Raw genomic sequence first — 20,817 nt, 5'->3', positions numbered from 1 at the left:
CCCGCGGAGCAAGGCGCGTGTCAGCCGGTCGGGTGTCCGATCATCGGACGTGCGACGGGACGAACGGGGGCTTCACCACCTGCGTCTCGAGTGAGCGACCTCGGACGTCGACGGTCACGACGTCGTCGGCGGACACCCCCGCCGCGGTGTCGATGAGCGCCAGCGCAATGCCGGTCTTGAGCGTCGGGGAGAAGGTGCCCGAGGTCGTGATGCCGACCGGCTCGCCGCCGGCCAGAACCGTCATCCCGGCCCGCGGGATCCCGCGCCCGGTGGCCCGCAGCCCGCGCAGCCGCCGCGCCGGCCCGGCCTCGCGCTCGGCGAGCAGCGCCTCGCGGCCCCAGAACGCCGGCTTCGACCAGCCGACGGCCCACGAGCTGCCGGCCTGTACCGGGCTGATCTCCTCGCTGAGGTCCTGGCCGTGCAGCGGGTAGCCCATCTCCGTGCGCAGCGTGTCCCGCGCACCGAGCCCGCACGGCCGACCGCCGAGCGGCTCCGCACCCGCGAGCAGCCCGTCCCAGACCTCGGGGGCCTGCGCGGCCGGCACGAGCAGCTCGTAGCCGTGCTCGCCGGTGTAACCGGTGCGGCAGACGCGGACGGCGCCGGCGTCGGCAAATGCCATGTAGTCCATCCCGGGGACGCCGGAGAACCCGGCGAACATGGTGTGGAACAGCTCGGCGGAGCGCGGCCCCTGCACGGCGATCACGGCGAGCTCGCGGTGCCGGTCGACGATCTCGATCCCGGCCGGCGCCGCCGCGCGCAGGAGCTCGGCGACCCGGGCCGCGTTGGCGGCGTTCGGCACCAGGAGGACCTCGTCCGGCCCGTCGAGGTAGGCGATGAGGTCGTCGACCACGCCGCCGGACTCCGTGCAGCACAAGGTGTACTGCGCCTTCCCCGGCGTGATCTTCCCGAGGTCCGCGGTGAGGCAGGAGTTGACGAAGTCCGCGGCACCCGGGCCGCGGACCAGCAGCTTGCCGAGGTGGCTGACGTCGAAGATCCCGACCGCCTCGCGGACGGCGGTGTGCTCGGCCACGGTGCCGGCCGGGTAGGCGATCGGCATGGACCAGCCGCCGAAGGCGCCGAGGGTCGCCCCCAGCGCGACGTGCCGGTCGTGCAGCGGTCCCGTGATCAGCTCGTCGGTCACGGGCAAACCGTACTCAGGCCGCCTGCTCCCCCGGCGCCTCCTCCTGCGGCGGCGGCGGTCTCCGGCGGGCCCGCAGCGCCGACAGCTCGGACAGCCCCCAGCCCACCGCCAGCGCGCCGAGGGTGATCAGCACCGACGTCCGCGGCAGCAGCGCGGCCAGGCCGAGGCACAGCACGAACCCGACGGCCGCCACCCACGCCGGGGTCCGCCGGTCGGGGACCCGCAGAGCGGCCGCGTGCACGAGCGCGTAGTGCAGCAGCATCGCGCAGGCCGACAGCGCGATGGACGCCACCGGCCCGGCGAGCACGGCGACGAGGATCGCCAGGGCCGCGCCGAGGACGTCCGACCGCCAGGGGGCGCCGCTGCCGCAGACCTTCGCGAACGAGCGGGGCAGGTCCTCCCGGGCCCCCATCTCCATGGCCGTGCGGCTGATCCCGATCAGCACGGCGAGCAGCGTCGAGCCGGCGGCCGCCGCGGCGCCGATCCGCACCAGCACCCCCAGTGCGGGCGCCTGGCCGGTGTCGACGAGCGCGACCAGCGGCGCGTGCTCCTCGCCGATCCGGTCCGTACCCAGGCCTATCAGCAGCGCCCCGGCGACGGCGAGGTAGGTCAGCGTGCAGACGGCGAGGGCGATCGGGATCGCGCGGCGCAGGGTGCGGGCCGGGGTGCGGACCTCCTCGCGGTAGGTCGCCACGTTGGCGAACCCGACGAACGCGAAGAACACCAGCCCCGCGGCCGAGAGCACCCCCAGCGCACCCGGCGAGGCCTGCGGCACGGGCACCGCGACCCCGCGGGCCTCCCCCGCGGCCGTGACCGCCGCCGAGACCGTCTGCTCCCCGCCCGGCCCCAGCAGCCCGACGACGACCACCACGACCAGCACGGCGAGCGTTCCGCCGGCCAACAGCCAGGAGGAACGGGCGGTCGTCCGGACCCCGACGACGTTGAGCACGGTGGCCGCGACGATCACGACGATCCCGGCCACCAGCGGGTTCGACGGCAGCACGTACGCCCCGAACACCCCCGCGGCCGCCGACGCCGAGGCGACCCCGCCGATCAGCAGCGTGACACCGGCAAGCCGGCCCGCGACGGGGTGCAGGCGGTCCCGGGCCGCGACGTAGCCGGCCGTGTACCCGGCGGAGAAGCTCGCCCCGCCCGAGCCGCCCGCGAGCACCAGCTCCGCCGTGGACAGCACGCAGGTCCCCGCGACGACCGCGGCCAGCAGCACCGCCAGGAGCAGCCACGGCCCCGCGGCGGCGCCGGCGGGGGCGAAGACGGCGAAGACCCCGGACCCGAGCATGGCGACGAGCCCGAGCACCACCACGTCGGCGGTACCCAGGCGGCGTCCGAGGGTCGTTGCCACGGTCACCACCATCGCATCCGACCCTGTGCGAAACGGCCCCGCGACGGTGTCATTAGCATTTCGAAGAGGTCTCGCCGGGCGCTCCGACCGCTCGTCGACGGGCGGTGCGGCGCCCCGGGCCCGGCGATGCCCACCCGCGCACGCCGCCGTGCCCCGCCCCGGGACCGCCGGCGCGCCCGACCCCGACCGAGGAGACCCGCCTTGACGACCACCGTCCCGCAGACCGGCACCCGCATCGGCGCCCTGGAGGGGCCCGCCGCGGCGGCCGAGGCCGACGTCCTCGTCGTCGGCCTGCTCCCGGGCGCGAACGGCAACGGCGAGGGCTCGAACGGGAACGGCGCCGAGCCGGTCCTCGCGCCCGGCGCCGAGGAGATCGACGCCGCCTTCGACGGCACGCTCGCCGGGCTGCTCGCGCTCGCCGGCGCCACCGGCAAGGTCGAGGAGGTCGTGAAGCTGCCCTCGCGCGGGGCGGTCGGCTCGCCGCTCGTCGTCGGGGTGGGGCTCGGCAAGCCGGACGAGTCCGGCGCGATCCCCGCCGACCAGGTGCGGCGGGCGTCGGGCGCGGTGGCCCGGGCCCTGGCCGGCAGCGGCCGCGTGGTCAGCACCCTGGGCGCGGTCGACCTGACCGCCGCCGCGGAGGGCGTGCTGCTCGGGGCCTACCGGTTCACCGCGTTCAAGGGCGACCCGACGGCCGGGAAGAAGCCGATCGAGTCCGTGGAGTTCCCGGGGGCGGACGCGGACGTCCTCGAGCACGCCTTCGCCGTCGCCCAGGCGGTGTGCACCGCGCGGGACCTCATCAACACCCCGCCCAACGCGCTCTACCCCGAGACCTTCGCCGCGCGGGCCCGCGAGCTGGGCGAGGCCGCCGGGCTGGCGGTCGAGGTCCTCGACGACGAGGCGCTGGCCGCCGGTGGGTACGGCGGCATCCTCGGCGTCGGGCAGGGCTCGTCGCGGCTGCCGCGGCTGGTCCGGCTGCGCTGGTCGGGCGGGGAGAACCCCGCGAAGAAGGTCGCGCTGGTCGGCAAGGGCATCACGTTCGACACCGGCGGCATCTCGATCAAGCCCGCCGCCAACATGGATCACATGACGTCGGACATGTCCGGGGCCGCCGCGGTGATCGCGACGACGGTCCTGGCGGCCCGGCTGAACCTCCCCGTGGCCGTGACCGCGACCGTGCCGATGGCCGAGAACATGCCGTCGGACACCGCGTACCGGCCCGGCGACGTGCTGTCGATGTACGGCGGCAAGACCGTCGAGGTGCTCAACACGGACGCGGAGGGCCGGCTCATCCTGGCCGACGCGATGGTCCGGGCCGCCGAGGACGACCCCGACTACCTCGTCGAGACCTCCACGCTCACCGGCGCGCAGATGGTCGCGCTGGGCACCCGCACCGCGGGCGTGATGGGCAGCGACGACTTCCGCGACCGGGTCGCCGCGCTCGGCCGGTCCGTCGGCGAGGACGCCTGGGCCATGCCGCTGCCCGAGCACCTGCGCGGCGAGCTCGACTCCCGCATCGCCGACCTGGCCAACGTCACCGGCAACCGCTTCGGCGGCATGCTCGCCGCCGGGATCTTCCTGCGCGAGTTCGTCGCGGACGGTCTGCCGTGGGCGCACATCGACATCGCCGGCCCGTCGTTCAACACCGGCGGCCCGTGGGGCTACACGCCCAAGGGCGGCACCGGCGTCCCGGTCCGCACCCTCGTCGCCCTCCTCGAGGACATCGCCGCCAACGGCTGACCCGCGGCTCGCGGCTCGTGCCGGGGCTCCCGCGAGTCGGGAGCTCGGGCACCGCGAGTCGGGAGCTCCGGCACCGCGAGTCGGGAGCCCTGGCACCGCGAGTCGGGAGCTCCCGCACCGCGAGTCGGGAGCTCCGGCGCGGCGACGGACTCGGGGGGCGTCGGGGTGGCGGCGCCCGACGCAGCTTCGAGGTCGCTCTTTGTCGAAGATCGACGATCGTGTGCGGTGGGCGCAGTGTCCGCGACCGCCGCTGCACGCACACGGTGATCACCAACCCGTGCGCGCCGCCATGATCGACGCCTGCGTGCATCCGCGGTTCGACTGTCGGCCCTGAGCGCACGGCGACGGCGATCATGCGTCGCGCGTCGGGCCGCACCGGCGTCTGGATCCGCCCCACGCGTCCGCGAGTCGGGAGCTCCGGCACCGCGAGTCGGGAGCTCCGGCACCGCGAGTCGGGAGCTCCGGCACCGCGAGTCGGGAGCTCTGGCAGCGCGAGTCGGGAGCTACGCCGGCACGCCCCGGCGGCGGAGGGTGCGGTGGCCGACCACTGCGGCGACGAGCACCGCGGTCAGCGAGCAGAGGGGCGAGGGGAAGCCGAGGAGCAGGCCGAGCGTCACGTCCACCGCCGGGGCGGCGACGACCAGCGCGAACACCCAGGGCGGCGCGGTCGGGAGGGTGACCGGCCGTCCACCCCGGGTGCCCCAGCGGGTGCGCCCGCCGGGCCTGGCGACCGACAGCCAGGCCTGCACGGCGATCGCGCTCGCCATCAGCGCCGTGCCGACGACCAGGGCGGGCGAGACGCGGAGCGTGTCGGCGGCGGTGTTCAGCGCCCCCGACAGCACGACGATCCCCAGGTAGAGCTGCACCAGGGTGATGACGAGCTTGGTCAGCACCCACCGGTGCACCGCCAGCCCCCACGCGGTACCGAGGGAGAGCACCAGGCCGGTCGCGGCGGAGGTGTTGGCCAGCGGCGCGAGCAGCTGGGTGTCGAGGTGGTGGGCCGCCTCGACCGCCCACGACGCGCCACCCCGCAGGGCCGGAACGAGCAGCGCGAACAGCGCGAGCGCGCAGGTCATCCAGCCCACCGAGGACAGCAGGTGGACCCAGACGGCGAGCCGCCGCCAGGTCCGGGCGGGGCCACGGGCGGTGGCGGAGGGGCGCGACCGGGAGAGCGTTGCGGGAGGCACGTCCGGAGTCCACCCCGCCGGGGACGGCCCGGACATCCGGTGATCCCCGGATCGGCAATCGGGGCTCCCCCGAGGGCTACCCGCGGGTAGGGTCACGCCCGTGATCCGCCGCCGTGTCGCCCACTCGGTCCCCGCAGGCTCCCGCTCGGCCGTCGTCACCGGTGGCGCGCGCGGCATCGGCGCGGCGATCGCCCGCGAGCTCGCCGGGCACGGCTACCGCGTCCTGGTGACCGACGTCGACGAGACCGCGGCGAAGACGACGGCCGCGGAGATCGGCGGCGAGTCCGCCGCCTACGACGTCACCGACCCGGCCGCCGCGCACGCCGTCGCCGCCCGCGCCCGCGAGCTGGCGCCGCTCGGCGCGTGGGTGAGCAACGCCGGCGTCGGCACCGGCGGCCCGCTGGCCGAGCTGACCGACGCCGAGGCCCGAGCCCTGGTCGAGATCAACCTGCTGGGCCCGGTGTGGGGCTCGCGCGCCGCGATCGCCGCGTTCCGGGAGCAGGGCGGCGGGGGGGACCTCGCGGTCACCGCATCGCTGTCCGGGCTCGGGCCCGTGCCGGGCCTCTCGCTCTACGCCGCGACGAAGGCCGCCGTGCTCTCCCTCGCCTCCGCGCTGTCGGCCGAGGTGCGGGCGGACGGGATCCGGGTGCACGCGATCAACCCCGACGGCGTCGCGACGGCCCTGCTCGACACGATGGAACCGCGGGCACGGGCGCTCGTCCGCTCCGGTGTGCTGCTCACCCCGGACCGCGTGGCCACCGAGCTGGTCGGCCTGTTCGGCACCGGGCGCGTCTACAAGACGGTCCCGGGGTGGCGCGGCGCGATGATGCGGCTGACCGCCCTGGCCCCCGGCCCGCTGCTGCGCGCCGCGCCCGTGATGCAGGCGATCGGCGCCCGTAAGACACGGTAGGAGCTAGCTGTAGCCGCCGAGCTCCCCCAGCCCCCGCCGGCGCTCCCGCTCGCGCAGCACGCGTTGCCGGGCGTCGTGGTCGCGCATCCGCTTCGGGTAGCCGACGATCTGGACGTCGTAGACCGGGATTCGCAGCGACCGCGCGAGCTTGCGGGCGCCGTCCGGACCGGCGACCCGGCGCCGTGTCCACTCCCCGTCCTTGGCCACGAGGATCATCGTCGTCTCGGTCACGGCGGTGCGGGGCTCGACGAACGCCTCCACGCCCTCTCGCACCGCCGCCCAGGCGCGCAGGTGCTCGGCGTCCTCGGCCGCGGCACCACGCCGCCCACCGGCGCGCTTGCGGCCGAACAGTCCCATGAGCCCTCCGCTGCTCTCGACGTCACCCACCCAACGCGCGACCTGTCCGGATTTCTCCCGGACCTGTTCCAGCGACTGCGGTCGCCGAGTGACAAGATGGGGCCGCCCGGACGGAGCACCGGGTCACCGACGCCGCGAGTGAGGAGAACGGACGTGCCCGAACGGACTGCCGACCTGGTGATCCTCGGCGGTGGCTCCGGTGGTTACGCGTGCGCCCTGCGGGCCGCCGAGCTGGGCATGTCGGTGGTGCTGGTCGAGAAGGACAAGCTCGGCGGCACCTGCCTGCACCGCGGCTGCATCCCCACCAAGGCCCTGCTGCACGCGGCCGAGGTCGCCGACGCCGCCCGCGACGGCGCCAAGGTCGGCGTGCTCTCCCAGCTGGTCGGCATCGACATGACCGGGGTCAACACCTACAAGGACGGCGTGGTCGGGCGCCTCTACAAGGGCCTGCAGGGCCTGGTGTCCTCCCGCAAGATCGAGCTCGTCGAGGGCGCCGGCACCTTCCGCGGGCCGAAGTCGGTCGAGGTGGACGGCACCACCTACACCGGGCAGAACGTCGTGCTGGCCACCGGCTCCTACTCCAAGACCCTGCCCGGGCTGGAGATCGGCGGCCGGGTCGTCACCTCCGACCAGGCCCTGACCCTCGACGACGTGCCGCAGCGGGTCGTCGTGCTCGGCGGCGGCGTGATCGGCGTCGAGTTCGCGTCGGTGTGGCGCTCCTTCGGCGCCGAGGTCACCGTGGTCGAGGCCCTGCCCCGGCTGGTGCCGGGCGAGGACGAGTTCGCCTCCAAGCTCCTCGAACGCGCCTTCCGCCGCCGCAAGATCACCGCCAAGACCGGGGTCAAGTTCACCGGCGCCAAGCAGAAGGGCGACACCGTCACCGTCTCGCTGGAGTCCGGCGAGGAGATCGAGGCCGACCTGCTGCTCGTCGCGGTCGGGCGCGGCCCGAACACCACCGGCCACGGCTACGAGGAGGCCGGGGTGGCCATGGAGCGCGGGTTCGTCACCACCGACGAACGGCTGCGCACCAACCTCGACGGCGTCTACGCCGTCGGCGACATCGTGGCCGGTCTGCAGCTGGCCCACCGCGGTTTCCAGCAGGGCATCTTCGTGGCCGAGGACATCGCCGGACTCGAACCGGCCCCGATCGACGAGGCCGGCATCCCGCGGGTCACCTACTGCGAGCCCGAGGTCGCCTCCGTCGGGCTCACCGAGGCGCAGGCCAAGGACCGCTTCGGGGAGATCGAGACCCTGACCTACGACCTGGGCGGCAACGGCAAGTCCCAGATCCTGCAGACCTCCGGCGCGATCAAGCTGGTGCGCGCCAAGGACGGCCCGGTGGTCGGGATCCACATGGTCGGCGCCCGCGTCGGCGAACTCATCGGCGAGGCCCAGCTCGTCTACAACTGGGAAGCCGAGCCCGGCGACGTCGCCCCGCTCGTCCACGCCCACCCCACCCAGAACGAGGCGTTCGGCGAGGCACACCTCGCCCTGGCCGGCAAACCCCTGCACACCCACGGCTGAGGTCCCGAACGGACCACACCACCGCACGTCGAAAGAGGATCCGAGCAGACATGGCCTTCTCCGTCCAGATGCCCGCCCTCGGTGAGAGCGTCACCGAAGGCACCGTCACCCGCTGGCTCAAGGCGGAGGGCGACACCGTCGAGGTCGACGAGCCGCTGCTCGAGGTCTCCACCGACAAGGTCGACACCGAGATCCCGTCCCCGGTCGCCGGCGTGCTGCAGAAGATCGTCGCCGGCGAGGACGAGACCGTCGAGGTCGGCGGCGAGCTCGCCGTCATCGGCGACGCCGGCTCCGACGAGGGGTCCGCGCAGCCCGAGGCACAGCCGCAGTCCGAGGCCGCCGAGCCCGAGCCGGAGCCCGCCGAGGAGCCGCAGGAGCCGCCGCAGGCCGAGGAGCCGCAGGAGGCCCCGAAGGCCTCGACCGGCAAGTCCTCCGGCGGCGGCACCCCGGTCACCATGCCCGAGCTCGGCGAGTCCGTCACCGAGGGCACCGTGACCCGCTGGCTCAAGCAGGTCGGCGACACCGTCGAGGTCGACGAGCCGCTGCTCGAGGTCTCCACGGACAAGGTCGACACCGAGATCCCGTCGCCGGTCGCCGGCACCGTCCTCGAGCTGTCGGTCGGCGAGGACGACACCGTCGAGGTCGGCGGCCAGCTCGCCGTCATCGGCGACGCCGACGCCGCGCCCGCCCAGGCCGAGGAGTCGACGCCGGAGCCCCCGAAGCAGGAGGCCCCGAAGCAGCAGGAGGCCCCGAAGCAGGAGGAGGCCCCGAAGCAGGAGGCCCCGAAGGAGCCGGTCAAGGAGGAGCAGGCCGCCCCGGAGCCGGCTGAGCCCGAGACCGAGGACACCGCCCGCGCCGCCGAGACCGCGCCGGCCCCGTCGGGCAACGGCAAGGCCGAGACCAAGGGCACCTCCGCCCCGCCGTACGTCACCCCGCTGGTCCGCAAGCTGGCCGCGGAGCACGGCGTGGACCTCGACACCCTCGAGGGCTCGGGCGTCGGCGGCCGCATCCGCAAGCAGGACGTCCTCGCCGCGGCGGAGTCGGCCAAGGCCCCGGAGCCTGCCGCGGCCCCGCAGCAGCCGGCCGCCGCCGCGCCGAGCGCCCCGACCGGCGCCCCGAAGGAGCCCACCACGGTGCCGTCGCGCGCCGCCGACGGGCCGCAGCCGGGCACCACGGTGAAGATGCCGCGTCTGCGCCAGGTCATCGCCCAGCGCATGACCGAGTCGCTCAAGGTCTCGGCGCAGCTGACGACCGTGCAGGAGGTCGACGTCACCCGGATCGCCAAGCTGCGGGCCCGGGCGAAGGCGGCATTCGAGCAGCGCGAGGGCGTCAAGCTCACCTACCTGCCGTTCTTCGCGAAGGCCACGGTCGAGGCCCTCAAGGCCTTCCCGGCCGTCAACGCCTCGATCTCCGAGGACGGCAAGCAGATCGAGTACCACGGCAACGTCCACCTGGCGATCGCCGTCGACACCCCGCGCGGCCTGCTCGTCCCGGTGATCAAGAACGCCGAGGACCTGTCGCTGGCCGGCATCGCCCGCAAGATCGCCGACGTCGCGGCCCGCACCCGCAACAACACGATCAAGCCCGACGAGCTGTCCGGCGGCACCTTCACGATCACCAACATCGGCAGCGCCGGCGCGCTCTTCGACACGCCGATCATCAACCAGCCGCAGGTCGCGATCCTCGGCACCGGTGCGATCGCGAAGGAGCCGAAGGTCGTGGCGGGCCCGGACGGCGAGGACGTCATCGCCGTGCGGTCCGTCTGCTACCTGCCGCTGACCTACGACCACCGGATCGTCGACGGCGCCGACGCCGGCCGGTTCGTCAGCGCGATCCGCGCCCGGCTCGAGGAGGGTGCGTTCGAGGCCGAGCTCGGCCTCTGACACCCTCCGCAACGTCACACCCGGAGGGGTCCCGCAGGTCGCGGGGCCCCTCCGGCCGTTCTCACGCCCCCGTGTCGGCGTGCCCGGGTCGCGCGCTCCGGCCGGGTTCGGAAGGATCCGGGCCGTGCGCGTCGTCGTCGCCGGTTCGTCCGGCCTGATCGGAACCGCCCTGGTCGCCGGCCTCCGGGAGGCGGGCCACGAGGTCGTGCGGCTGGTCCGCCGCGCCCCGTCGGCGCCGGACGAGCGGGGCTGGGACCCGCCGTCGGGCGCGATCGACGAGGGCGCCCTCGACGGGGCCGAGGCCGTGGTGAGCCTCGGCGGCGTCGGGATCGCCGACCGGCCGTGGAGCGGCGCCCGCAAGCAGGCCATCCGGGACAGCCGCAACGTCCCGACGGAGGTGCTGGCCACGGCCGTCGCCCGGGCCGGCGTGCCGGCCTTCGTCAGCGGCTCCGCGGTCGGCTACTACGGCGACGCCGGGCCGGACGAGATCGACGAGTCCGCGCCGTCGGGCGAGGGGTTCCTGGCCGAGGTCTGCCGGGACTGGGAGGCCGCCACCGCCCCGGCCGCGGACGCCGGCGCCCGTGTGGTCCGGCTGCGCACGGGTCTGGTCCTGTCGCCGTCGGGCGGGCTGCTGGCGCTGATGCGCCCGGTGTGGAAGGCGTTCCTGGGCGCGCGGATCGGGAGCGGCGAGCAGTACATGCCCTGGGTCTCGCTCGACGACGAGGTCTCGGCCATCCGGTTCGCCGTCGAGAACGACTCGCTCAGCGGCCCGGTCAACGTCACCGGGCCCGCCCCCGTGACCAACAGGGTCCTGACCCAGACCCTGGCGAGCGCCGTCGGGCGGCCCGCGCCGCTGGTCGTCCCGGCCTTCGCGGTGAGCACCGTGCTCGGCGACATGGGCCGGGAGATGCTGCTGTACTCGCAGCGTGCGGTGCCGCGGGCGCTGCTCGGGGCCGGCTTCACCTTCCGGCACACCACCCTCGCCGACGCGCTCTCCGCCGCCGTCCGGGCATGAGCCCCGACATGGACGTCGCCGTCGTCGGGGCGGGGGTCGCCGGGCTGCGGGCCGCCCGGATCCTGCGCCGCCGCGGGCTCGACGTGACGGTCCTCGAGGCGGCCGACCGGGTCGGCGGCCGGATCGCGACGGACGTCGTCGACGGCTTCCGCTGCGACCGCGGCTTCCAGGTCCTCAACACCGCCTATCCCGCGTTGCGCACGGTCCTCGGGCCGGACGGGCCGGAGTCGCTGGCCATGCGGCCGTTCGTCCCGGGCGCCGCGATCCGGGCCGCCGACGGCTCGCTGCGCCGGTTCGTCAACCCGCTGCGCAGCCCCACCGACGCGCCCGCCTCGCTGCGCGCGCTCCCGCCCGCGGACCTGGCGAAACTCGCCGCATGGACCGCCCGGGTGCTCGGCACCCCGCCGGGCCGTACCGCCCTCCGCACGGCCCGGTCGGCGGCCGCGGACCTGGCCGCCGCCGGCCTGAGTGGCACCGCCACCGAGACCTTCCTGCGGCCCTTCCTCTCGGGCGTGCTCGCCGACCGCGAGCTCGCGACGAGCGAGGGCTTCGTCCGGCTGGTGTGGCGGAGCTTCGCACTCGGCCGGGTCTTCGTGCCGGCCGACGGCATGGAGGCCCTCCCGCGGCGCCTGGCCGTCGGGGTGCCGGTCCGGCTGGACACCCGGGTCGAGGCCGTGACCGGCGGGCCCACCCCGATCGTCCGGACGGCGGCCGGCGAGGTCACCGCCCGCGCCGTGGTCGTGGCGACGGACGCGGCGACCGCCGCGCGGCTGCTCCCCGGCGTCACCGCACCGGAGACCCGCACGCTCACGACCTGGTACCACACCATGCCGGAGCCCCCGGCCGACGAGCCGGTCCTGCACCTCGACGGGACCGGCGGGCCCGTCGCCAACACCGTCGTCCTCACGGCGGCGGCCCCGGAGTACTCGGCCTCCGGCCGCCCGCTGGTGTCCTCGACGGTCGTCGGCCCGGCGATCCCCGAGCCCGAGGTGCGCCGCGAGCTGGCCCGGATCTACGGCACCGGCACCTACCGGTGGGAGCTCGTGCACATCGCCGAGATCCGCGGGGCGCTGCCCGCCTTCCTCCCCGGCCGCCCGCTGCGCAGCGGGGTCGCGCTCGGCGACGGACTGTTCGTGTGCGGGGACCACCGGGACACCCCGTCGACCCAGGGCGCCCTGGTCAGCGGGCGGCGGGCGGCCGCGGAGGTGCTGCGCGCCCTCGCCTGAGCACGGTTGGGAGGTCCCTGTGGTGTGACCACGCCCGCCCTGCCGCTCCGGAACGCGGGCGTACTCTGGATCGGTGGCCAGCCAGGGAACCTCGTGCCGCCGCTCCCCCAACCCCGTTCGGGTGGACCTGCTCGGCACGGTCGACTACCTCACCGCCTGGGACGTCCAGCGCGCCAACGCCGAGGCGCGGCGCGCCGGGACCGGACCGGACGTGCTCATGCTCCTCGAGCACCCGTCGGTGTACACCGCGGGCAAGCGGACCCGGCCCGAGGACCGCCCGACGGACGGCAGCCCCGTCATCGACGTCGACCGCGGCGGCCGGATCACCTGGCACGGCCCCGGCCAGCTGGTCGGCTACCCGATCGTCTCGCTGGGCGAGCCCCTCGACGTCGTCGACTACGTGCGGCGGCTCGAGGAGGCCCTGATCGCGGTCTGCCACGGCCTCGGCGTGAGCACCGCCGGCCGGGTCGACGGCCGCAGCGGCGTGTGGCTCCCGGCCGACGACCTGCGCCCCGAACGCAAGATCGCCGCCATCGGCGTCCGGGTGCAGGGCGGGGTGACGCTGCACGGTTTCGCCCTCAACTGCGACCCCGACCTCGCCGAGTTCGGCCGGATCGTGCCCTGCGGGATCACCGACGCCGGCGTGACCTCGCTGTCCGCCGAGCTGGACCGGGAGGTGACCACGGACGAGGTGCTCGCGAGCGTCACGGACGCGGTGCTCGCCGCCCTCGAGGGCGCCCTGCCGGTCCGCGAGCACGTGGTCCCGCGGCGGGAGGTCCCGGTCGCCGCGGACGTCGCCGGCCTGGACCTGCAGCTGCACCCCTCGCTCCACTGACCCCGGTGAGTGGCGATGGTTGCGAGAGCGACCATCGCCACTCACGACGGGATCAGCCGAGGCCCGCGCCCACGGTCCGCTCGACGGGCGCCCCACCGAAGTCGCCGGTGCGGCGCAGCTTCTGCCACTTCAGCCGGATGCCCGCCAGGGCGGTCATGATCGACTGGATGAGCACCGCGTACATCAGCTGCCGGTAGACGATCTGCTGGAAGGGCAGCAGCCACAGCACGCCGATCTTCTCGCGCTCCAGCCGGAACGCGTAGACCGCGGCGAACAGCTGGATCAGCTGCACGCCGCCCCACGCCACCAGCGTCGTCACCGGGTCGAGGAAGAACAGGCCGTAGACCAGGAACACGTCGACCAGCGGCGCGAGCAGCGGCAGCACCACCTGGAACAGTGCGATGTTCAGCAGCCCGACGCGGCCGAAGTGCCCCGCGGGCCCGCGCGCCACGACCGACGCCCGGTGCTTCCACATCGACTGGATGGTCCCGTAGCTCCAGCGGTAGCGCTGCCGCCACAGCTGGCCCAGGGTGCCCGGCGCCTCGGTCCAGGCGCGGGCGCGCTCCTCGTAGACCACGCGCCAGCCGGCCCGGCACAGGGCCATCGTGAGGTCGGTGTCCTCGGCGAGGGTGTCGTCGCTGACGCCGCCGACCTCGAGCAGGGCGCTGCGGCGGAACGCGCCGACCGCGCCGGGCACGGTGGTCATGCAGCGCCACAGGTCGTAGACGCGGCGGTCGAGGTTGAAGCCCATCACGTACTCGATGTGCTGCCAGCGCGAGACGAGGCTGCGCCGGTTGGCGACCTTCGCGTTGCCCGCCACCGCGCCGACCTCCGGCCGGACGAAGGGCTGCACCAGGGTCCCGACCGTCGTCGGCTCGAACACGGTGTCGCCGTCGATCATCACGACGATCTCGTGGCGGGCCGCCCGGATGCCGGCGTTCAGCGCCGCGGGCTTGCCGCCGTTGGGCTGCCGGAGCACGCGCACCCCGGGCAGTCCGAGTCGCTCGACGATGTCCGGCGTCCCGTCCGTCGAGCCGTCGTCGACCACGATGATCTCGACGGGATGGTCGCTCGCCACCAGGGAGCGCACCGTGTGCTCGATGCACTCCTTCTCGTTGTAGGCGGGCACCACGACGGACACGGGGTCGGTGAACCAGGGGCCGCTGCGGCTGCGGGTGGCGAGGCGGCTCTGCTTCGCGTGCCGGCGGGCGACCACGATCATGATCGCCAGCCGGGCGACGACCAGCGCGCCGACCAGCAGGAGCAGCCACTCCAGCCCACGGACGATGTAGGTCGAGACGCCCGCGGCGCCGACCAGGATCGTGCCGAAGACACGGTCCCAGGTGTCGGCCGGCGTGTTCGCCGTCGGCAGGCCCAGGCCCTCGCTCACCGTGGTGAACCGCCAGCCCTGCGCCTGCAGCTGCGGGATCAGCCGGTCCAGCGCCGCGACGGTCTGCGTCCGGTCGCCACCGGCGTCGTGCAGCAGCAGCGCACCGCCGGCGTCGGAGCTCGGGGTGGACGCCTTCTCGATGACGTCGACGCCCTTGCGCTCCCAGTCGCGGCTGTCGAAGTCGGTCAGCGCGGTGACGTACCCGCGCTCGCCGAGCTCCCGCACGACCTCGTACTCGTTGTTGGTCAGCGCGTCGGAGCGCGAGGAGTACGGCGGCCGCACCAGGTAGGAGATCTCGCCCGTGGCGCCTGCGAGGGCCAGCTGGGTGAGGGTCAGCTCGCGGTCGATCCGGTTCGTCGACGCCTCGGCCAGGTTCGGGTGCGTGAAGGTGTGCAACCCGATCTCGGACCCGGTGGCGCGCATCTCGCGTACCAGGTCGGGGTGCTGCGCGGCCAGCGAGCCGAGCACGAAGAACGTGCCCGGGACCTGGTACTTCTCCAGGACCTCGAGGATCTGCGGGGTCCACTCGGGGTCCGGGCCGTCGTCGAAGGTCAGGGCGATCGTCTTCGCCGGGTAGCTCAGGGTGCGGACGGGGTCGTGGATGGTGTCGATCGCCGACCCGCCGTCGTGCACGGCGACGGGCACCTGGTCGTCCGGACCCCGCTGGAGGTGGCCCTCCGCGTCGGAGGAGGTCTTGGCGGTCAGGACCCCGTTGAGGAGGAGCACGGCGACGAACGTCGCGAGCACCACCACGGCGACGACGAACTTGCCGAGGGAGAAACCGCTCCCGCGCCTGCGGATGCGACTGGGCATGTCCTGCGTGCTCCTAGGCCGGGACGGGGGTCGTGGTGGTGGGGACGACCGTGGGCGTGGTCGGCGGCACCGTGGTCGGCGGCACCGTGGTCGGCGGCACCGTGGTCGGCGCGACGGTGGTGACCGGCGGCTTCGTGGTGGCCGGCGGGTTCGTCGTCGCGGGCGGCCTCGTGGTGGTCACCGGCGGGTTCGTGGTCGCGGGCGGCTTCGTCGTCGCCGGAGGGTTGGTGGTCGCCGGGGGGTTCGGCGACGTCGGCGGGGTGGTCGTGTCCGGCTCCCCCTCGGTGTTCGGCGCGGGCGTCGTCGGAACCGGGGCCGCCGGGTCGACCGGGACCGGGGCGCCCGGCACTGGGGCGGCCGGGACCGGGGCGCCCGGCACGGGGGCAGCCGGGACCGGCGCCGCCGGGGCGACCGCGGCGGGGGCAGGGGCGAGCGGGGCCGCGGGCAGCCCGGCCAGCGGGGCGATGACACCGGCGGCGCCACCCGTCGTCGTCCCGCCGGTGGTCCCGGTCGAGGTGGTGGTGACGTCGCCGATCAGGCCGCCCTGGGACGGCGGCGCCTCCGGGCGCAGCTCGCCCTCGGTGTCGTCCGCGGCCTCCGCCTCGGGCGCGGGCAGCAGGTTGCCGAGCACCGGGATGTCGAGCATGGGCGTGCGCTGCCCGGCCGCCAGGCTCGTCCCGACGACGATCAGGAACACCAGGCACATCGAGACCAGCCCGTACACGGCCATCCGGATCCGGCGCCGGCGCCGGCCGGTGCCGTCGACGAACACCGGGCCCCGCTCGGGGACCTCCCGGTACGCGAGGGTGTCGTCGTTCATCGGGGACCTTCCTCGGGGGACGCGGCCGCCGCGTCGCGCGCGGCCAGGGTGAAGGCGAAGGGCGACTGCGCGATGCCGCTGCAGTCGAAGGAGGCGGTGGGGCGGTCGGGGCAACCGCCGTTGTCGCGGCCGACGGACCAGAAGCCGACGGTGCCGAGGCCGCGTCCGCGGGCGGCGCGGACCACGGCGGTCGCGTCGTCGAGCGTGGTGACGGCACCGAGGTCGGTGCGCCCGAGCATGAACACGGCGCCGGTGCGGGCCGCGACGGCGGCCTCGTCGGAGCCCGACCAGACCTCGCCGAGCTGGCCGAGGACCGTGTCCGTGGCACCGGTCATCGCGTCGGCCCACGGCCCGGTGTAGGGGAAGTTCATGATCATCGCGTCGACGCGCGCGTCGACCCCGGCCTGGTCGGCCGCACGGACTAGCTCGACGGCCAAGGGGGTGAGGCCGCGCTCGGCGTCGTCGACCTTGAGGGTCAGCGTGACGGTGGCGTGCCGCTCGTCCTGCACGGTCCGCAGCGCCTCGACCACGGTGGCGACGGGGACGTCCGCCTCGACGTCGACGACGAGCTCGGTGCTGCCGACCGCGTCGAGCGCCTCGCCGTAGGCGCGGGCCAGCGACGCGGCGTCGGGACAGGTGCTCTCGAGGTAGGTGCCCGTGGCGCCGCCGGTGGCGACGGCGACCGCGCCGCCGCGGTCGGTGAGGTCCCGCGCGGCCGCCACGACGGCGGGCGCGGTCACGGGCTGGGTGCCGCCCCACGTGGGCGTGCAGCCTCCGGCGCCGGCGAGGACGAAGCCGAGGACGGCGTCGGTGACCCCGCTGGCGTCGGCCATCGCGGGGAGCGGGGAGGGCGCGAGCGACGCGTCGACGTACGGCAGCACGCGCGTGCCCGACTCTGTGGTGCCGGCGGTCGCGGTGGTGCCGGCAGCGCTGCTCCCGGCCGTGCCCTCCCCTGTGGGTGTCGGCCCCGTCCCGCACGCCGCGAGGAGCAGCGCCGGGAGGGCGAGCAGGGTGAGCAGGGCCGGATGGCGCCCTGAGCGGGAGTGCGTACGCACGAGCAGGTCTTCCCTCGTCCGAATGAACCAGTACTACGAACGGCCTACCCGGTTCGTCCGAGGACTCACGGAGAGTGGCCGACACTTGCGTCTGGCAATCGACGGAGGGAACACGCCCGTTACGGACGGTTCATCACGGAGTGATGACGCCGCGGCGATCCGCGCCGAGCGGTCGCCGTGCGGGGCTCAGAGGAGGTGGGAGGCGATGAGCTCCAGATGGTCGAGATCACCGAGGTCCAGCACCTGGAGGTAGACGCGGGTGATGCCGGTCCGCTCCGCCCACTGCCCCAGCCGGTCGGCGACCTCCTCCGGGGAGCCCGCGAGCCCGTCGGCCCGGAGCTCGTCGACCTCGCGGCCGATCGCCAGCGCCCGGGCCTTCACCTGTTCCTCCGTCCGGCCCACGCAGACCACCTGCGCGATGGAACGGACGATCTCCTTCGGGTCCCGGGCCGCTGCGGCGCAGGCCTCGTCCACCCTGCCGAACTGCGCGGCGACGTCGTCCATCGAGGAGAAGGGGACGTTGAACTCCGAGGCGAACCGCGCTGCCAGCGTCGGAGTGCGCTGCTTCCCCTTGCCCCCGACGATCACCGGCGGGCCGGGCTGCTGGACGGGCTTGGGCAGCGCGGGCGAGTCGGTGACGGTGTAGTGGTCGCCGGAGTACTCGAAGCGCTCCCCAGGCAGCGTGCCCCACAGCCCGGTGACGATCTCCAGCTGCTCGGTGAGCCGGTCGAAGCGCTCGCGCAGCGGCGGGAACGGGATGCCGTAAGCGGCGTGCTCCGCCTCGAACCAGCCCGTGCCCAGGCCGAGCTCCACCCGGCCCCCGGACATCCGGTCCACCTGCGCCACCGAGACCGCCAGCGGCCCGGGCAGCCGGAAGGTGGCCGACGACACGAGCGTGCCCAGGCGGATCCGGGACGTCTCGCGGGCCAGCCCGGCGAGCGTCAGCCAGGCGTCCGTCGGACCGGGCTCGCCGCTGCCGCCCATCGCGAGGTAGTGGTCGGAGCGGAAGAAGGCGTCGAAACCGGCCTCCTCCGCGGTCCGCGCAACCCTGAGGAGGTCGTCGTAGTCGGCACCCTGCTGCGGTTCGGTGAAGATCCGGAGGTCCACGCCGGGCAACGCTAGCCCGGGCCGCGGTGCGCCGCCGGACGGCCGCGGAGACGGGCGTCACGCCTGATCCCGGGGCGTAGGCTGGTCGCCGTGACGATCGCTCCGGAAGGCCGCAAGCTGCTCCGCCTCGAGGTCCGCAACGCCGAGACCCCCATCGAGCGGAAGCCCTCCTGGATCCGGACGAAGGCGCGCACGGGCCCGCAGTACACCGAGCTCAAGGGCCTGGTCCGCGCCGGCGGCCTGCACACCGTGTGCGAGGAGGCCGGCTGCCCCAACATCTACGAGTGCTGGGAGGACCGCGAGGCCACCTTCCTCATCGGGGGCGAGCAGTGCACCCGGCGCTGCGACTTCTGCCAGATCGACACCGGCAAGCCCGCCGACCTGGACCGCGACGAGCCCCGCCGGGTCGCCGAGTCCGTGCAGCAGATGGGCCTGCGTTACTCCACCGTCACCGGCGTGGCCCGCGACGACCTGCCCGACGGCGGCGCCTGGCTCTACGCCGAGACCGTCCGGCAGATCCACGCGACGAACCCGGGCACCGGCGTCGAGCTGCTCATCCCGGACTTCAACGCCCGCCCCGAGCAGCTCGCCGAGGTGTTCGGGTCCCGCCCCGAGGTCCTCGCGCACAACCTCGAGACCGTGCCGCGGATCTTCAAGCGGATCCGCCCCGCCTTCCGCTACCCGCGGTCCCTCGAGGTGCTCACCGCCGCCCGCGAGGACGGCCTGGTCACCAAGTCCAACCTCATCCTCGGCATGGGCGAGACCCCCGACGAGGTCACCGCCGCGCTGCAGGACCTGCACGACGCCGGCTGCGAGATCATCACGATCACCCAGTACCTGCGCCCGTCCAAGCGCCACCACCCCGTCGAGCGCTGGGTCAAGCCCGAGGAGTTCGTCGAGCACGCCGAGACCGCCGAGAAGATCGGCTTCGCCGGCGTGATGGCCGGGCCGCTGGTCCGCTCGTCGTACCGGGCCGGGCGGCTCTACGCCCAGACCGTCGCCCACCGCGGCGAGGAGCTCTCCCCCGAGCTCGCGCACCTCGCGGCCGAGGCCCCGGCGGCCCAGGAGGCCCGGTCGCTGCTCGCCCGCGGCTGACGTCCACGGATCCTCGCGGCGCGACCCGGCCCCCGGGACGTATCCTGGCCCGCATGGCCGGCAAGCCCGACAAGGAGACCCAGAAGCGCCTGAAGGCGGAGAAGCGCGCGGCGTCCAAGCAGCGGCGTGCGCAGATCTGGCAGGCGTTCCAGATGCAGCGCAAGCAGGACAAGCTCCTGCTGCCGCTGATGATCGGGTCGGTGGTGGGCGCGGCCGTCGTCGCGTTCCTGATCGGCCTGATCTTCGGCCTGGAGTGGATCTTCCTCGTCTTCGGCGTCGCGATCGGCGTGATGATCGCGATCAGCATCTTCGGCCGCCGGGTCCAGCGCAGCGTGTACGCGCAGGCCGACGGGCAGCCGGGTGCCGCGGGCTGGGCGCTCGACCAGCTGCGCGGGCAGTGGCGGGTGACCCAGGGCGTCGCCGGGACCACACACCTCGACGCGGTGCACCGGGTCGTCGGCCGGCCGGGCGTCGTCCTCGTGGCCGAGGGCGCGCCGCACCGGGTCAAGTCGCTGCTGGCGCAGGAGAAGAAGCGCACCGCGCGGGTCGTCGGCCAGACCCCGATCTACGACGTCGTCGTGGGCAACGAGGAGGGCCAGGTCCCCCTCAAGGGCCTGCAGCGGCACATGATGAAGCTGCCGCGCAACATCAGCGCCGCCGAGATGGAGTCGCTCGACGCCCGGCTCGCCGCGCTCGGCAACCGCGCCGCCGCGCTGCCCAAGGGCCCGATGCCCCAGGGCGCCAAGATGCGCAGCGTGCAGCGCACCGTGCGCCGCCGCTGACCCCGACGCACCGCGGCCGGGACCCGATCCGGGTCCCGGCCGCCGCCGTTCTCGGGGCGCCCGTCAGGCGCGGGAGCGGATCACGATGGTCTGCGAGGCGCGGTCGTGCCAGCCGCGGCCGTCGGCGTCCCGGACGACCGCCGGCAGGACCAGGCCGAGCAGGGCCGTGCGCAGGACCGCCCGGAAGCCGACCGTCGCGGCCATGTCCACCCGGGCGACCCGGATGCCGACGGCGACCATCCCCGGCGTCATGCCGAAGAACGCGGTCGGGATCACGGTGAGCACGAACCAGACCGCCCAGACCCACCAGCCGATGGCCGATCCGCCCAGCGCGTCGAGCCCCATGACGGCCAGGGTGAGGACGTACGCGAGCAGCCAGTCGACCGTGACGCCGAGCAGCCGCCTGCCGAACCCGGCGACCGCGCCCACGCCTTCCGTCGGAAGGCCGAACCGCTCACCCGGGTGACCCTGGTCGTGCGCGGACGGTGAACCGGCCGTCCAGGAGTCGAGGAACCCCGCCATGACCCCTACCCTAGTTGTCCCATGTGAGAGAGGACGCGATCCGGGCCCGTTAACGTCT

Annotated in this window: 18 protein-coding genes; 9 read left to right on the top strand and 9 right to left on the bottom strand. The window is 74.7% G+C overall.

Going from position 1 to position 20,817, the window contains the following annotated elements:
- Positions 1-40: 40 nt before the first annotated feature.
- Positions 41-1,141: a glycine cleavage system aminomethyltransferase GcvT gene (gcvT, locus tag ACQP04_RS12680; protein WP_433507241.1), complete on the bottom strand. Its 1,101-nt coding sequence runs from the start codon at positions 1,139-1,141 to the stop codon at positions 41-43.
- A gap of 13 nt (positions 1,142-1,154) precedes the next feature.
- Positions 1,155-2,501: an APC family permease gene (locus ACQP04_RS12675; RefSeq protein WP_433507240.1), complete on the bottom strand. Its 1,347-nt coding sequence runs from the start codon at positions 2,499-2,501 to the stop codon at positions 1,155-1,157.
- A 201-nt stretch (positions 2,502-2,702) separates the two neighbouring features.
- Between ACQP04_RS12675 and ACQP04_RS12670 the strand changes: the two genes are divergently transcribed.
- A complete protein-coding gene (locus ACQP04_RS12670; RefSeq protein ID WP_433507239.1) occupies positions 2,703-4,238 on the top strand; it encodes a leucyl aminopeptidase in 1,536 nt (511 codons plus the stop codon).
- Between the two features lie 503 nt (positions 4,239-4,741).
- Here the strand turns inward: ACQP04_RS12670 and ACQP04_RS12665 are convergent.
- Positions 4,742-5,425 (bottom strand): hypothetical protein, encoded by a 684-nt coding sequence (locus ACQP04_RS12665; protein ID WP_433507238.1) that lies wholly within the window; start codon positions 5,423-5,425, stop codon positions 4,742-4,744.
- A gap of 100 nt (positions 5,426-5,525) precedes the next feature.
- On the opposite strand from ACQP04_RS12665, the gene ACQP04_RS12660 reads away from it, so the two are divergent.
- On the top strand, positions 5,526-6,335 hold the full coding sequence (locus tag ACQP04_RS12660; RefSeq protein ID WP_433507237.1) for an SDR family oxidoreductase: 810 nt from the start codon (positions 5,526-5,528) through the stop codon (positions 6,333-6,335).
- 3 nt (positions 6,336-6,338) lie between these two features.
- On the opposite strand, the gene ACQP04_RS12655 is transcribed toward ACQP04_RS12660, so the two are convergent.
- Positions 6,339-6,692, bottom strand: coding sequence for an oxidoreductase (locus tag ACQP04_RS12655; RefSeq protein ID WP_433507236.1), 354 nt, complete (start codon positions 6,690-6,692; stop codon positions 6,339-6,341).
- 153 nt (positions 6,693-6,845) lie between these two features.
- Between ACQP04_RS12655 and lpdA the strand changes: the two genes are divergently transcribed.
- The 5 genes from lpdA to lipB all read left to right on the top strand — a co-directional run bounded on the left by lpdA (position 6,846) and on the right by lipB (position 13,175).
- The gene (lpdA, locus tag ACQP04_RS12650; RefSeq protein ID WP_433507235.1) at positions 6,846-8,216 is read left to right on the top strand and encodes a dihydrolipoyl dehydrogenase; all 1,371 of its coding nucleotides are present in this window, start codon (positions 6,846-6,848) and stop codon (positions 8,214-8,216) included.
- Positions 8,217-8,266: 50 nt separating this feature from the next.
- The gene (gene sucB / locus ACQP04_RS12645) at positions 8,267-10,099 is read left to right on the top strand and encodes a 2-oxoglutarate dehydrogenase, E2 component, dihydrolipoamide succinyltransferase (RefSeq protein WP_433507234.1); all 1,833 of its coding nucleotides are present in this window, start codon (positions 8,267-8,269) and stop codon (positions 10,097-10,099) included.
- A 124-nt stretch (positions 10,100-10,223) separates the two neighbouring features.
- Positions 10,224-11,114 (top strand): TIGR01777 family oxidoreductase, encoded by an 891-nt coding sequence (locus ACQP04_RS12640; protein ID WP_433507233.1) that lies wholly within the window; start codon positions 10,224-10,226, stop codon positions 11,112-11,114.
- On the top strand, positions 11,111-12,340 hold the full coding sequence (locus tag ACQP04_RS12635; protein ID WP_433507232.1) for an FAD-dependent oxidoreductase: 1,230 nt from the start codon (positions 11,111-11,113) through the stop codon (positions 12,338-12,340). The genes ACQP04_RS12640 and ACQP04_RS12635 overlap by 4 nt, the downstream gene beginning before the upstream one ends.
- 73 nt (positions 12,341-12,413) lie before the next feature.
- Complete coding sequence (gene lipB / locus ACQP04_RS12630) at positions 12,414-13,175, top strand: lipoyl(octanoyl) transferase LipB (protein WP_433507231.1); 762 nt, start codon at positions 12,414-12,416, stop codon at positions 13,173-13,175.
- Positions 13,176-13,227: 52 nt separating this feature from the next.
- Here the strand turns inward: lipB and ACQP04_RS12625 are convergent, their stop codons facing one another.
- From ACQP04_RS12625 to ACQP04_RS12610, 4 genes are all read right to left on the bottom strand, one after another.
- A complete protein-coding gene (locus ACQP04_RS12625; RefSeq protein ID WP_433507230.1) occupies positions 13,228-15,378 on the bottom strand; it encodes a bifunctional polysaccharide deacetylase/glycosyltransferase family 2 protein in 2,151 nt (716 codons plus the stop codon).
- 13 nt (positions 15,379-15,391) lie between these two features.
- Positions 15,392-16,198 carry a hypothetical protein gene (locus tag ACQP04_RS12620; RefSeq protein ID WP_433507229.1) on the bottom strand — a complete coding sequence of 269 codons (807 nt, stop codon included), beginning with the start codon at positions 16,196-16,198 and terminating at the stop codon, positions 15,392-15,394.
- Positions 16,195-17,253 (bottom strand): carbohydrate-binding protein CenC, encoded by a 1,059-nt coding sequence (locus ACQP04_RS12615; RefSeq protein WP_433507228.1) that lies wholly within the window; start codon positions 17,251-17,253, stop codon positions 16,195-16,197. The genes ACQP04_RS12620 and ACQP04_RS12615 overlap by 4 nt, the downstream gene beginning before the upstream one ends.
- A gap of 186 nt (positions 17,254-17,439) precedes the next feature.
- On the bottom strand, positions 17,440-18,360 hold the full coding sequence (locus ACQP04_RS12610) for an LLM class F420-dependent oxidoreductase (RefSeq protein ID WP_433507227.1): 921 nt from the start codon (positions 18,358-18,360) through the stop codon (positions 17,440-17,442).
- Between the two features lie 90 nt (positions 18,361-18,450).
- Between ACQP04_RS12610 and lipA the strand changes: the two genes are divergently transcribed.
- Together lipA and ACQP04_RS12600 are read left to right on the top strand one after the other, a co-directional pair.
- On the top strand, positions 18,451-19,455 hold the full coding sequence (lipA, locus tag ACQP04_RS12605) for a lipoyl synthase (RefSeq protein WP_433507226.1): 1,005 nt from the start codon (positions 18,451-18,453) through the stop codon (positions 19,453-19,455).
- A 53-nt stretch (positions 19,456-19,508) separates the two neighbouring features.
- The gene (locus ACQP04_RS12600) at positions 19,509-20,237 is read left to right on the top strand and encodes a DUF4191 domain-containing protein (protein WP_037040783.1); all 729 of its coding nucleotides are present in this window, start codon (positions 19,509-19,511) and stop codon (positions 20,235-20,237) included.
- Positions 20,238-20,300: 63 nt separating this feature from the next.
- Here the strand turns inward: ACQP04_RS12600 and ACQP04_RS12595 are convergent, their stop codons facing one another.
- The gene (locus ACQP04_RS12595; protein WP_433507225.1) at positions 20,301-20,759 is read right to left on the bottom strand and encodes an RDD family protein; all 459 of its coding nucleotides are present in this window, start codon (positions 20,757-20,759) and stop codon (positions 20,301-20,303) included.
- Positions 20,760-20,817 lie beyond the last annotated feature (58 nt).

It is taken from the genome of Pseudonocardia halophobica (genome assembly GCF_050948485.1).
Classification (GTDB): domain Bacteria; phylum Actinomycetota; class Actinomycetes; order Mycobacteriales; family Pseudonocardiaceae; genus Pseudonocardia; species Pseudonocardia halophobica.
The sequence above is the reverse complement of the archived record's forward strand: the minus strand, read 5'-3'. Positions and strand labels throughout refer to the sequence as shown.